This window comes from Clostridium gasigenes, from assembly GCF_017348895.1.
Taxonomy (GTDB): domain Bacteria; phylum Bacillota; class Clostridia; order Clostridiales; family Clostridiaceae; genus Clostridium; species Clostridium gasigenes.
Map to the genome: position 1 here is coordinate 1,561,651 of NZ_CP071376.1, position 14,344 is coordinate 1,575,994.

General features: G+C 28.9%; 13 protein-coding genes. All 13 read left to right on the plus strand.

The window, feature by feature from the left end; genetic code table 11:
* The first annotated feature begins 22 nt into the window (after positions 1-22).
* The 13 genes from J1C67_RS07510 (at position 23) to J1C67_RS07570 (ending at position 14,272) form a co-directional block, all read left to right on the plus strand.
* Complete coding sequence (locus J1C67_RS07510) at positions 23-475, plus strand: FHA domain-containing protein (protein WP_167866036.1); 453 nt, start codon at positions 23-25, stop codon at positions 473-475.
* Positions 476-485: 10 nt separating this feature from the next.
* Positions 486-1,721 (plus strand): FtsW/RodA/SpoVE family cell cycle protein, encoded by a 1,236-nt coding sequence (locus tag J1C67_RS07515; RefSeq protein ID WP_167866035.1) that lies wholly within the window; start codon positions 486-488, stop codon positions 1,719-1,721.
* Positions 1,722-1,724: 3 nt separating this feature from the next.
* Entirely contained in the window at positions 1,725-3,194 is a 1,470-nt protein-coding gene (locus J1C67_RS07520) for a peptidoglycan D,D-transpeptidase FtsI family protein (RefSeq protein WP_167866034.1), read from the plus strand.
* A gap of 282 nt (positions 3,195-3,476) precedes the next feature.
* Positions 3,477-4,025 (plus strand): dTDP-4-dehydrorhamnose 3,5-epimerase family protein, encoded by a 549-nt coding sequence (locus J1C67_RS07525; protein ID WP_167866033.1) that lies wholly within the window; start codon positions 3,477-3,479, stop codon positions 4,023-4,025.
* Positions 4,026-4,195: 170 nt separating this feature from the next.
* Positions 4,196-6,079, plus strand: a complete 1,884-nt coding sequence (gene uvrC, locus J1C67_RS07530; protein WP_167866032.1) for an excinuclease ABC subunit UvrC — start codon at positions 4,196-4,198, stop codon at positions 6,077-6,079.
* A gap of 132 nt (positions 6,080-6,211) precedes the next feature.
* Positions 6,212-7,126, plus strand: a complete 915-nt coding sequence (murB, locus tag J1C67_RS07535; RefSeq protein WP_167866031.1) for a UDP-N-acetylmuramate dehydrogenase — start codon at positions 6,212-6,214, stop codon at positions 7,124-7,126.
* 162 nt (positions 7,127-7,288) lie between these two features.
* The gene (locus tag J1C67_RS07540; protein ID WP_167866030.1) at positions 7,289-7,633 is read left to right on the plus strand and encodes a hypothetical protein; all 345 of its coding nucleotides are present in this window, start codon (positions 7,289-7,291) and stop codon (positions 7,631-7,633) included.
* 42 nt (positions 7,634-7,675) lie between these two features.
* Entirely contained in the window at positions 7,676-8,779 is a 1,104-nt protein-coding gene (hisC, locus tag J1C67_RS07545) for a histidinol-phosphate transaminase (protein ID WP_167866029.1), read from the plus strand.
* Between the two features lie 340 nt (positions 8,780-9,119).
* Positions 9,120-10,304 (plus strand): sensor histidine kinase, encoded by a 1,185-nt coding sequence (locus tag J1C67_RS07550; protein WP_167866028.1) that lies wholly within the window; start codon positions 9,120-9,122, stop codon positions 10,302-10,304.
* Positions 10,291-10,947, plus strand: a complete 657-nt coding sequence (locus J1C67_RS07555; RefSeq protein WP_167866027.1) for a response regulator transcription factor — start codon at positions 10,291-10,293, stop codon at positions 10,945-10,947. Before J1C67_RS07550 ends, J1C67_RS07555 begins: the two co-directional genes overlap by 14 nt.
* A gap of 120 nt (positions 10,948-11,067) precedes the next feature.
* Positions 11,068-12,006: an ABC transporter ATP-binding protein gene (locus J1C67_RS07560; RefSeq protein ID WP_167866026.1), complete on the plus strand. Its 939-nt coding sequence runs from the start codon at positions 11,068-11,070 to the stop codon at positions 12,004-12,006.
* Between the two features lie 11 nt (positions 12,007-12,017).
* Positions 12,018-13,172, plus strand: coding sequence for an ABC transporter permease (locus J1C67_RS07565; protein WP_167866025.1), 1,155 nt, complete (start codon positions 12,018-12,020; stop codon positions 13,170-13,172).
* 2 nt (positions 13,173-13,174) lie between these two features.
* Complete coding sequence (locus J1C67_RS07570; RefSeq protein WP_167866024.1) at positions 13,175-14,272, plus strand: ABC transporter permease; 1,098 nt, start codon at positions 13,175-13,177, stop codon at positions 14,270-14,272.
* Positions 14,273-14,344 lie beyond the last annotated feature (72 nt).

The window sequence follows — 14,344 nt, forward strand, 5'->3', positions numbered from 1 at the left end:
AACTTAAATTTGAGGTGAAAGAATGAGTTCTTCGAAACTAATAAATATAATTTTTGGAATAGCATTTATGGTACTTTTATACGTCATTATTTTTTATGCTCTAAAAATTATGTATAAAGATGTTAAAACTGGTGGAAAAAGAAGACAAGGGACAGCCAAGAAAAATTATGGAATTGAAGTGTTAAAAGCAGGTGATAATGATAACTTAGAAGAAGGAACAATGTTACTTTTAAGGGGTCCTATAACTATAGGTCGAAAAGAAGGTAATACAGTTCAATTAACAGATCAGTACGCTTCAGGAAACCATGCAAGGCTTGCTATTAAAAATAATGAAGTATATATAGAAGACTTAGAGAGTACAAATGGTGTTTTTCTTAATGAAGAAAAAATTGACCAAAGAGCCAAGCTTAGGCCAAATGATAAAATAAGAATCGGAAGTGTAATATTTAAGGTTATTAAGTCAGATAAGAAATAGAGGTGAAAGTATGAAAAGTAGTGTAAAGTATGAGAAAAGACTCTTAAAATTAATCTACCTACTATGCTTACTTCTATTTACAAACTTAGCTTTATTACCAAAAGAATTTGATTATAAAGCAATGGGAATGGGAGTGTTATTATGCGGAATAATAGCATATTCTCATTATGTAATACGAAAGTTTTATCCGGATGGAGATAAATTTTTATTCGTTTTTGCTAGTATTTTAGCAGTAGTTGGAGTAGCAGTGATTTATAGGCTTAAACCAGTAGAAGCTATGAAACAGTTGGTTTGGGTAATACTTGGGATTATAGCTTATATTTTAATTGTAGTAATAATGCCAGATTTAAAGAGTTTTGCAAAGTATAAAAAAATATATTTAATAGGTACATTGGTACTTATGCCACTGGGATTTGTTTACGGGAAAATATTCCATGTTGAAACCTATGGGGCTATGAACTGGGTATATATAGGACCATTTGGATTTCAACCTTCAGAGTTTGGTAAAATAGCACTAGTGTTATATTTATCATCAGCATTAATGACTTATGAAAATAAGGGCAAAATGAAAGGTGATTTTAAACAATTAATACAACCAGCTTTAGTAGCAATGTATTCTATGGCGTGCATGGTTCTTCAAACAGATTTAGGATCAGTTCTAATATTCTTTGGGATATCAGTAACCATGTTATATATAACTACATCTAAAAAGAAGTATGTATTTGCATGTTTAGGGTTATCATCAGTAGGTGCAGTTGCTGCATATGGAATGTTTAGGCATGTTAAGGAAAGGATAGAAATATGGCAAGATCCTTGGAAATATGTAGAAACAGCAGGGGGACAAATAGTTCAGGGGCTATATGCAATATCTTCAGGGGGGCTTTTTGGGTCAGGGCTTGGAAAAGGTCTTCCAGAATATATACCAGTAGCAACCTCTGATTTTATATTTGCAGCAATATGTGAAGAACTTGGAATGATATTTGCAGTAGGAATTATGATTATATATTTCTTAATGTTTTATAGAGGAATTAGAGCAGCCTTCGTAACAAATGAAAAATTCTCTCAAATTGTAGCTGTAGGATTCAGTACTATGATAGCTTGTCAAACGCTGGTTATTATAGGAGGAGTATTTAAGGTTATTCCATTAACAGGAATAACACTTCCACTTATAAGTTATGGTGGTAGTTCAATGCTTACAATATTCTTCGCACTTGGAATACTTCAGAAAATTTCAGAGGAGGCATAATATATGAACGATTTAGGAAAAAATGTAAGGAATGTAATGGTAATATTTCTTTTTTGTTTTATAGCTTTAATATCATATATGGTGTACTTCCAGGTTTTTAAGGGACCTGATATTGCAGCAATGCCAGGGAATGTAAGGCTTTGGGCAAAAAGAAATGAAGTTATAAGAGGTACAATCTACGATAGAAATGGTGAAGCGTTAACTAAAAGTAAAAGAATAGACGAGTTAAGTCAAGATAGAGAATATGTTTATAAAGATTTATATACACATTCTTTAGGATATATAGATGAACAATATGGAATAACAGGTCTAGAAGAGGAATTTGATAGTGAATTAAGTAAATATAGCGGAGCAGGTAATAACTTAAGAAAATTCTTCAAAGATTTTGATTTGAAAACATTTTTTAAGGAGAGAAATCAAGAAGATGAAAAAATAGGTAATGGGGTAGTTACAACTTTAAATCCCAAAGCCCAAAAAGCAGCTTATGATTTGCTTGGAGATCAAAAGGGTGCAGTTGTTGCTTTAAATCCTAAAACAGGAGAAATACTAGCAATGGTATCAAAGCCAACCTATGATCCAAACAACATGAAGCTTGCAATAGAAGGAGCAACAGCTGAGAACAGCGAAGCTGGGTATTTAATTAATAGAGCAGTGGAGGGATTATACCCGCCAGGTTCAGTAATGAAGACAATTACTTTATCAGCAGCTTTAGAAAATGATCCATCTGTTGCAAATAGAACTTTCCAAGATAAGGGGAAAATAACTTTTGCAGATGGAAGAGAACTAAATAATTATGTACATCAAGTTCATGGGGCAATAAGCTTAAGAAAAGGATTTTCAGTATCTAGTAATGTAGTTTTTGGAACACTTGCTATGGAACTTGGAAATGAAAAACTAAAAGCTGTAGCTGAAAATTTTGGGTTTAATTCTGTAGTACCAGCAGTTGGAACTACAATAACAAAAAGTCAATTTCCAACACTTGAAGAGTATGAAGTTGGAAGTATAGCACAAAGTGGAATTGGTCAAGGAAGTGTTCTTACTACACCAATGGAAATGGCATTAATGGTAAGTGCAGTATCTAATAACGGTATGTTAATGCAACCTAAATTAGTTAATAAGGTAATAGATTCACAAGGTAACACGGTAAAAGAAATACCTTCAAAGGAATTAAAACAAGTAATATCACCAGAAACTTCAGCAGTAGTTAGAGATTATATGAAAACACTAGTAGCTGGAAAGACTTTTTATGGTTGGGATATGCTACAAAAATATGGAGCTGGAGGAAAAACAGGAACAGCAGATTATAATCTTCCAGATGGTTCAGAAGCAATTCCTCATGGATGGTTTGTTTCAATAGCACCTGCAGATGATCCACAAGTAGCTATTGCAGTTATAGTTGAAAATGGTGAAAATGGAGTGAAATTGCCAGCGGTTATAGCGGCTAATGTTATAGATGCTATATTAGGAAAATAATAGTTAAATGTTCTTTGGAAATTTGTTAAGAGATAGAGGTTAGTTTTAGTTTACATCTAAGAGTTATATTTATAAGCTTAGATGTAAAGATACAAGACCTCTATCTCTTTTTGATTTAGGAATTCTCCAAAATTGTAACTAAGGGATATGAAATAAAATAGATATTAAACAAACACCTTTATTCTACAAAATCATATATTAAAGAGAGACTTATTTTAACAATAGCAAAATTAAAAAAAATAGAAAACTCTTGATGATTAAAGTAGAAATGGGGATGGGGAAATGTTTAGAGTAAAGGCTTTAGAAGTAGAGGGATGCTATTTAATTACACCAACTGTATTTATGGAAAATACATGTGATTTAATAAGGGTCTTTAATGATACTCAATTTAATATTTATGGTCTAAGTACAGATTTCAAAGAAGAATATTATGCAATTGCAAGGCCTGGGGTTGTAAGAGGGATGCATTATCAAGCACCACCTGAAGAACAGGATAAGATTATAACTTGTATAGCAGGAGAAATTCAAGATGTAGTTATAGATTTAAGAAAGAAATCTAAAACTTATGGAAGATATGTAGTTGTAGAGTTAAATGAATTTAATAGAGATTTAATATATGTACCAAAGGGCTGCGCTCATGGTTATTATATAAAAGGTAACAAAGACGCTTTAATATTTTATAAGGTTACTAAACCTTTCAACAATGATTATAGAGGCGGAGTTAATTGGGATTCCTTAAATATTCCTTGGGAATTTAACAAAGATGAAGTAAAGGTTGAAGAATGGGATAATAAATTAGCTAAATTTGAAGAATTTGAGTCTCCTTTTTAGGGGTACATTAAAATAGATAATAGTATTAATTAGTTAAAGCGGATTAGAAACATTTAACTAATTATTTTTTGAAGATCTATTAGGCATAAAGAAAAGTAATAGTCAGTAGCATGATATATGGTGACTAGTTATTTTTTATGCCTTACATAATAATGAAAGGGGGGAATAAAGTGTTTGATTTTGAATACCACTTAAAAAACTTGCCAGATAAACCAGGAGTTTATTTAATGAAAAACACTCTAGGTGAAATTATTTATGTAGGAAAGGCTAAAATATTAAAGAATAGAGTTAAAAGCTATTTCCAAAAATCTAAAAATCACTCTGAAAAAGTAAGAGTATTAGTTAAAAATATTTCGGAGTTTGAATACATAGTAACAGATACAGAAATGGAAGCATTAATACTTGAATGCAATTTAATAAAAAAACATAGCCCAAGGTATAATATTGCTTTGAAAGATGATAAGTTTTATCCCTTTATTAAAATAACAATAAATGATGATTATCCTAGAGTTTTCGTAACAAGAAATTATGCTAAAGATGGAAGTAAATATTTTGGCCCATATACTAATGGAACAGCAGTATATGAAACAATAACTTTAATAAATAAAATATTCCCTTTAAGAACTTGTAGGTTAGTTATAAAAGAAGATGGAAAACCAATTAGGCCTTGTTTAAATTATCATATAAAAAAATGTCTAGGTCCATGCTCTGGATACATAAGTAAAAAACAATATGGTGAAATGATTAAGGAGATTATGGAGATACTTAATGGAACTGATAAAACTGTTGTTAATGAATTAAAGATACAAATGGAATCTGCATCTATGAAGTTGGAATTTGAAAAAGCAGGAAGATTAAGAGATAAAATTCTAGCTATAGAAGCTATTGTAGAAAAACAAAAAATCTTTAAAACTATGGAAGGTGATGAAGATTTTATAAATATATACCAAGATGAAAAGGACAGTTGTGTCCAAATATTTTTCTCAAGAGATGGTAAAATCACAGGAAGAGAGAATTTTATATTTGAAAATACTGTAGATGATAATGTTGGTGAAGTTTTATCACAATTTATTACTTCTTTTTATGGAAGCACAGCTAAAGTTCCAAGGTATATTTATGCTCCAGAAATTGCAGATTTAGAGTTAATAGAAGAATTTTTAGCTATTAAAAGAGGATCGAAAGTTCTTGTTAGGATCCCACAAAAGGGGCAAAAAAAAGAAATGCTAGAAATGGTTAAAAATAATGGGAAAATAACTTTAGAGCAATTTAAAGATAAATTTTTAAGAGATAAGGAAATAAATAAAACATCCCTGGGTGAACTTAAGGATTTATTAGACTTAGATGAGATTCCATTTAGAATTGAAGCTTATGATATTTCAAATATTCAAGGGGTAGACTCTGTTGGAACTATGGTTGCTTTTGAAGAAGGTAGACCGAAAAATAGTGATTATAGAAGATTTAGAATAAAATCCGTAAAAGGTGCCAATGATTATGATAGTATGAGAGAAATTTTAGAAAGAAGATTTAAACGTGGTTTAGAAGAAATAAAAGCAATTCAAGAGAAGGATATAAAGTTTTCTTCCGGTAAATTTTCAAGTTTTCCAGATTTAATTATGATGGATGGGGGGAAGGGGCAAGTTAATATAGCGCTTGCAGTTTTAGAAAATCTTAATATTAGTATCCCAATATGCGGACTTGTTAAAGATGATAAACACCAAACAAGAGGGATTATATATAATAATGAAGAACTTATAATTAATAGAGGTTCTAATCTTATGCAATTAATAAGAAGGGTTCAAGATGAAGTTCATAGATTTGCTATTACTTATCATAGAAGTCTTAGAGATAAAAGAACATTACATTCTATATTAGAGGATATACCTAATGTAGGTGAAAAAAGAAGAAGAGCACTTCTAATGAAATTTGAGAGTGTTGATAATATAAAAAATGCTAATATACAAGAATTATTAGAAACACCAACTATAGATAAAAAAGCAGCTGAAAGCATAGTTAGTTACTTTAATAAGATTAATAGTGACAAAGAGGCGAGGTAAACAAAAAGAAAAGGTAACAAATTAGTTACAATACAAGTATAATGATAATATATGTAGTTAAATTGCTTGTTAAATGGTAAACTTTAATTTATACTATCAAATGAGATTATAACAAGGTTGAAGGAGTTTAATATGAATCAATTTAGGGGTTTAATAGATTTATTTAAAAAATTTTATAAAGAAGAAAATGTAATAGAAGATGCTCAAATGAAAAATCATGTTTATTTTAAAGTGGGCGGACCAGCTGATATATTATTAATTCCTGAAACAAAAGAACAGGTTCTTAAGAGTATAGAAGTTTGTAGAAATAACAATATACCTTTTTATGTAGTAGGAAATGGATCTAACATTTTAGTTAGAGATGGGGGTATGAGAGGTGTTGTTATAAAACTTGGAGAAGTTAAAAACATATCAGTAGATGGGGATAGAGTTAACGCAGAATGTGGAGCATTATTAAAAGATGTTTCAAGTGCTGGGCTTTCAAATTCATTAACAGGATTTGAATTTGCATGTGGTATTCCAGGAACTGTAGGTGGAGCTGTATTTATGAATGCAGGAGCATACCATGGAGAAATAGCTGATGTAATAGAATCAGCAGATGTAATAGACACTAAAGGGAATATAATTACTTTAAATAAAGAAGAATTAGAACTTGGATATAGATGCTCAGCGGTTATGAAAAAAGGATATGTAGTTTTATCTGCTATCTTTAAATTGCAATCTGGTGAAGAAGAAAAAATTAAAGAAAGAGTTGATGATTTAACATTTATGAGAGAATCAAAACAACCTTTAGAATATCCATCAGCAGGAAGTACTTTTAAAAGACCTGAAGGATACTTTGCAGGAAAACTTATTCAAGATGCAGGATTAAAAGGGTTTACACTTGGAGGAGCAGCGGTATCAGATAAACATTCAGGTTTTGTTATAAACAAAAATGGAGCGACTGCTAAGGATATAATAGAATTAATAAAGCATATTCAAGATGAAGTAAAACAGCAATTTGGAGTAGAGTTACATCCAGAAGTTAGAATAATAGGCGAAGAATAATAAAGAGGCACCCAAGTTTTAGGTGCCTCTTTATGGTTATATAAGTTTCCTTCAATAAAACAGATTAGCATAGAGGTTTGTTATTTTTTTTGAATAGTCATAATTGTCAATTAAATTAAGTTGTTGTATAATATTATTAAAAGCTATAAGGGGATAAAGGATATGGAATCTATGGGTTTTACAAAGTTAATACCAGGTATATTTATTTTAATTGGAATTATGCTATTAGGGAGAGCTTATTTAGTTAGAGTTAAGAAAAAAACAAGTTTAATTTCAGGTTTAGATGCAAAGACTTTAAATAGAGTTAAGAATGTGGACAAGCTTGTAAAGGACTATTCTAATGGTCTTGTATTGATGGCCTGTGCATGTTTTATAGCAGTTATATTTTTATTATATTTAGGGATAGTTGGAAAAATATTAGGGTTAGTGATAATAATAATTTCATCTATTAATTTAAGTAGAATAACTTTAGATATGGATAATAAATTAAAGAAGAAAATATATTAAAAATTAAAAAAGGGGGGTAGTCCACAACTGTGGGCGTCGTTTATGAATTATAATGTACGAGATGAAGTTAAGGGTATGGCTAAGTATGTAGCCGGAAAGCCTATCGCAGAAGTTAAAAGAGAACTTGGAATAGAGAAAGTAGTAAAACTAGCATCTAATGAAAATCCTTTAGGCTGCTCTAAAAAAGTTAAAGAAGCAATTATGGAATTATTAGGTGAAGTTAATATGTATCCAGATGCAACTTCTTATGAGTTTAAAGAATGCTTAAGTAATAAGTTAAATATAACTAGAGATATGATTTTCTGTGGGGCAGGATCAGATTCTTTAATTAATGTGTTATGTACAGTTATTTTAGAGAAAGGCGATGAAAGTCTTATGCCTGAAATTACATTCCCAAGGTATGAAAGTAATACATTACTTATGGGTGCAACCCCTGTTAAAATACCTTTGAAAAATAATTATCTAGATTTAGAAGCTATGGTAGATGCCATAACAGATAAAACTAAAATTATTTGGTTTTGTAATCCCAATAATCCAACTGGAAGTATGTTTACAGCTAAAGAGTTTAATAATATTATAGATAAAATACCAAGAGAAGTTTTAATAGTAATGGATGAAGCTTATGGTGAGTATGTAACATCAGATGAATATCCAGATTCTTTAGAACTATTAAAGAAATATCCAAACATGATTATATTAAGAACATTCTCAAAGGCTTATGGGTTAGCATCTTTAAGATTTGGTTATGGAATAGCAAGAGAAGAATTAGTTGATTATTTAAATAGAGTTATAAATGCATTTGATACTAATCTATTTGCACAAAAATCAGCAGTTGTAGCTTTGCAAGATGAAGAATTTTTAAATCAAGTAAAAGCTTTTAATGAAGAGCAAAGAGCATATATAACACTTCAATTTGAAAAAATGAAATTAGAATATGTACCATCACAAGCTAATTTTCTAATGGTTAATGTACGAGGCGATGATAAATCAATTCATGAATATTTATTACAGCGTGGATACATTATAAGACCTGGATTCCTTTTAGATATGCCAGGTTGGTTAAGAGTTAGTATTGGTACAAAAGAAGAAAATAGAGAGTTTTGTAAATTGTTAGGTGAAGCAATAGAAGAACGTGATTCTAAATAAAACTTTATAAGGCATATAAAAAATAGGTTAGCCATAGTGACTAGCCTATTTTTTTTATATGATATAATATTATTAGTCAGGTTCACTATATATAAGGCACAATCAAATAAATAATAGACCAGTATGCTAGCCTATTTTGTGTAATACTGCGTCAGTAAATCCTTAGATAAGTGACACTCCAAAACTTGTTTGGTTAGTGGAACTTACTCAATGAGCAGCTCCAGTATATGCGGATTTACTTCCTTGTCTTACACAAAATATTCGTCGCATCTTTGGTCTATTATTTATTTTCAAGTGCCTAAGGTGAGTTTATGATAAAGGGGATATATGGGGAGGCACTATGTGGAATAAAAGTTTGCTTATTTTTATAAGATATTTTTTAATTTTGATAATGATATTTGGAATAGTTATAAATAGAACAAATTTAAATACTGCAATGATAATATTTATATTTATATTTTTAATAAATAATCAGATAAGATTTTTTTCATTGCATAAAACCTTTTATAAAATAGTATCGTTTGTAATAGAGTTTATATTCATAATTGTTGCTTATAAATGGATTGGTGGATACCTTATTACTTATCTCATTTTATTAGCTATTGATAGTAACATATTTTTTGAAAAACCATTAAAACATATTTTTAATTTAGGAATAATTTTACAAGGAATATTACTTTCTTTAAATGAAACACTAGAATTTAAATTTATAAATATAGCTTTATTAATATTTGTGGTTTCTATATTGTACTTAATAAAAGATGAAAGTGATAGAAAGCTTGAGGCCCAGATGCTTTATGATAAGCTTAGGGTTTCAGAAGAAAAACTTAAAAGTGCTAACAGAGATTTAGAGGTTTATGCAAGTTCAATAGAGGAATTAACTTTACTTAGAGAAAGGAATAGGCTATCAAGAGAAATACATGATAGTGTAGGACATGCGTTATCAGTAATTGTAATACAACTAGGCGCTATTGAAAGGACAATAGAAAAAAATCAGCAAACTGCAAAACAAGTAACAAAAGAACTTAGAAAATTTACTCAAAGCAGTTTAAATGAAGTTAGAATGGCTGTCCGGGAAATAAAACCTAAAGAATTTGAAAACTATGAGGGTATCTTAATAATAGAGGAGCTTATAAAAAACTTTAAAAAGTTAACAGGGGTAGATGTTAGACTTGCTTTTACAAAGAAAAAGTGGCCTTTAAACCCAGATCAAGCCTTTGTAATTTATAGAATAATTCAAGAGTTTTTATCTAACAGTGTAAGGAATGGTAAAGCTACATTTATTCAAATTTTCATGGCATTTAATGATTATAAATTGGTAGTTACATTAAAAGACAACGGTATAGGTGTGGACAACTTAGTAGAAGGAATAGGGATTAAGAGTATGAGAGAAAGAGTAACGGAAATAGGTGGTATTTTTAATTATAAAACAAAGGTTGGAGATGGATTTTTAGTAAAAATAGAGCTAGATAAGTTGGAAAAACTTAAAATTCATTCTAAAGGGGATAATAATGGAGAAGATTAAGGTAATGCTAGTGGATGATGAAAAGCTTATTAGAACAGGTATGAATATGATACTTAATACCTATGAAGATATTGAAGTTATAAGTATGGCAGCCAATGGTGAAGAAGCTTTAATAGAATGTAGAAAAAATCAACCAAATGTTGTGCTTATGGATGTTAGAATGCCTAAGTGTGATGGGGTAATTGGAACAAAGCTAATTAAAAAGGAATTTAAAGACATCAAAATTTTAATTTTAACTACTTTCAATGATTTAGAATATATTCATGAAGCGTTAAAATATGGTGCATCGGGATATCTTTTAAAGGATAGTGATTATGACTTGATTTATGAGGGGATAAAAGGCTGCTTTAAGGGTAATGTTGTTATAAATCCAGAGGTGGCATACAAAATACTTAATGAAAATATAAATTATAATAAGAAAAGTAATTTAGAGGAAATAAAGAGCAATAATGATTTAAATGATAAAGAGATAAATATAATTAAAGAAGTAGCTAAGGGGTTAGTTAATAAGGAAATTGCAGAAAATTTATTTTTGTCAGAAGGAACCATAAAAAATAATATAAGTAGTGTATTGCAAAAACTTTCCCTTAGAGATAGAACTCAACTTACCATATTTGCATTTAAAAACAATATAGTAGAATAAAAAAGTAATAGAGAGTCTGTAAAAGTTACTTAAGTAACTTTTGAAGTTACTCCTGATACTGGTAATGCCCTCTTAATTCTTCTAAAATATAATTAGAAGGATTAAGGGGGCAAAATTTTTATGAATAATATAATTGTAAAAAATGTAACAAAAAGATTTGATGATAAATTAGTTTTAGATAATATATCTTTTGAAATAAAAGAAGGTGATATATTTGGTTTAATAGGACCTAATGGAGCAGGTAAATCCACATTAATAAATATTATGACAGGACTTATTAAAGGAAATGTTGGAGAAGTAACACTAGGTGGGCATGCTATATCAAAGGAGCCAATAAAAGCAAAAGAGCTTATAGGGTTAGTGCCACAAGAACTAGCTTTAATGGAAACATTAACAGCTTATGATAATCTTGAATATTTTGGTGCTTTCTATGGGCTAGGAGGAAAACTTTTAAAGGAAAGAATCGAAGAGGCACTTATAGTAACTGGGTTAAGTGAAAAGAAAAAAGTAAAGGTTAAAAAATTCTCGGGAGGAATGAAAAGAAGATTGAATTTAGCTGTAGCAATAATGCACAGACCTAAAATTCTTATATTAGATGAGCCAACAGTAGGAGTAGACCCTCAATCTAGAAATTATATTTTTGAGTTTATTAAAAAAATAAATAAAGAGAGTAATACAACTGTAATATATACTTCTCACTATATGGAAGAGGTGGAGCAGCTTTGTAACAATATATTTATTTTAGACGAAGGAAAAGAAATTGCTTTTGGATCAAAATCAATGATTAAGTCTATGACAAATATACATGGAACCATTAAACTTATTGTAGATAAAAATGATGATGAATTTTTATTAAATATAAAGAAACTACAAGGAGTTAAGGATTGCTTTATTGATGAAGAAGAGATTTCAATTTATGTAAATGAAGTAACATTTAATTTAGACGAGTTATTAATGTTAGCAGTTAAAGAACATAAAAAAATAAAAAAAATTAATGTGAAAGAAGCCTCATTAGAGGAAGTATTCTTATCACTTACAGGAAAAAAATTAAGAGATTAGGGGGAGGACAAATGCGGATAAAAGCTACAATAAAAGTTAACATTAAGTCAATATTATCTCAATGGAAAGAACTGGTGCTAATGTTTTCTATATTCCCTCTAATAATGGCTGGAATTATGGGTAATTTTCAAAAGGATGTTTTTAAGCCAGAGGTCAGTAGTGATAAAATAAACATTAACATTATAGATAAGGATAATAGTGAAACAACTAAAAGTTTTAAAGGATTATTTGAAACAAAAGAATTAAAAGAAATTTTTAATGTTACAGATAAAGGACAATATGAAATAACTATTCCAGAGGGATATGAAAAAGATATAATTAATCTAAAAGAAACTACTATAGTAGTTAATGAAAAGAAAAGAGTTTCGAGAATAAATGAATTAATTATAAAAAGCGTCATAGAACAATACGGAAAAACCCTAACAGAAAACGCCATAATTTCTAATGAAATTAGTACTATGAGTGTAGTAGATAAGGATAAGTTATTTAATGAGGTAATTAGTAATATAAACAAAAATTCATCCATTACTTCTTTAAAGCAGAATATAATTCAGGGAGAAAGAGTTTTAACTTCCTTTGAAAATCAAGCGGCAACAATGATGGTATTTATGTTATTTACAATTATTATATGTTGTATTGCAGGGTTTGATATGGATAAAACAAATGGAAGTAATAGAAGATTGCTCTCTACACCTATAACAAAATGCAAGTTTTTTAATTTAGGTTTATTAACATTCTTTATTACAAGTTTAGTTTGTGGAACATTTTATATTTTATCTTTTAGAATAACAGGTTTAGCTTTTAAAGGGATAAATCCTTTAAATATAATAGCAATATTAATATGTCAAAGCTTGCTAATAACAACTTTATCCGGAATTATAATAGCGTTTTTTGGTAAGAATGTTGCAAATACAGTGGTTGTTGTATTAATGTATCTTCAGATTATATTTGGTGGTGGATTTATCCCATTAAAAGATATAAATAATAATGTGTTTCTAAGTATTTCAAGATTTTTACCAGGGAATATTATTTCAGAAACCTATACAAATTGTATTCTTTTCAATTCATTTAATAGCATTAGCAAGTATTTAATTATTATGTTATTAATATCTATAGTTGTATATTGCATAAGTATATTAAAAGTAAAAATAAAATGGGAGGTATAAATATGAAATTTTTATATATGGTGTTAGTTAATTGTAAAAAGTATTTTAAGGATTATGTAAGTATTGGTTGTATGTTTATACTTCCTATTGCAGTCGTTATTTTTGTAAATTTCATATCAGGGCCGGGACCTAGTAGTAAAAGTTTAAATTTAAAAGTAGCAATGGTCAATTTGGACACCGGGGATTTAGGAAAGGAATTAGTGGAAAAGATAAATCCACCTAGTGTTTATGATAATAAGGAAGAAGCTTTAGAAGGGTTAAAGAACTATAATGTAATTGCCATATACGAAATACCAGAAAATTTTACAAATCAAATAAATGATAATAAAAAACCAACCATAAACTCTTATAAACTAGAAGCCGGAAATAGTGTGCAAATATTTGAAGTACAAATAGAAGAAAAGGTAAATGAATTATTTAAAGTTCAAATACTAAAAAATAGCAATATTATAAATAATGAAAATGAAGTAAATAAAAATATTATAAATATACAATATGATATGGAAAAAAATATTATGGGAGGAACTGAGTTTATGCCCATTGTTATGATAATGTTTTTTCTAGTTTCATTTTCAAGTAATATAAGTACAGATTTATTAAAGCTAAGGCAAGGAAAGATATTAGAGAGATTTTTATCTACTGCTAATAAAGGATATGAAATTATAGGAAGTATTTATATTTCTATGGTTATTACACAAACTATAATGTATACAGCATCATTTATTGTAATGAAATTGATATTAAAAATTAAATTTGTAAATTTTGAATTTTTAGTATTAAATATTGCTTTAATGAGTATGATATCCATAAGCTTAGCAATAATGGTTAATAGGATTTTTAAAATCCCAGGAGTTGCATCTTTGGTTCTAAATTTAATATCAATTATAATGTTTTTCTTATATATGGCAGGGCTTATTGGAGAGACTTCAAGTAATATTCTCCAAATAATTATAACATTAAGCAAGTTTACTCCATTTTATTGGGCACTTGGAAGTATAGAAAAAGCAGTGTTGTTTCCTAATATTTTTATATTAATATTAATAGCATTAACTTTCTATAGTGCTGGGAGTATACGATATTCAAATTTTGCTAAGGAATAAAGTATTTCTAAATAAATTTTTTGGAGTGATCTAAGGTATATCCCAATAAATAAGGTGGCTATTAAATTAGCT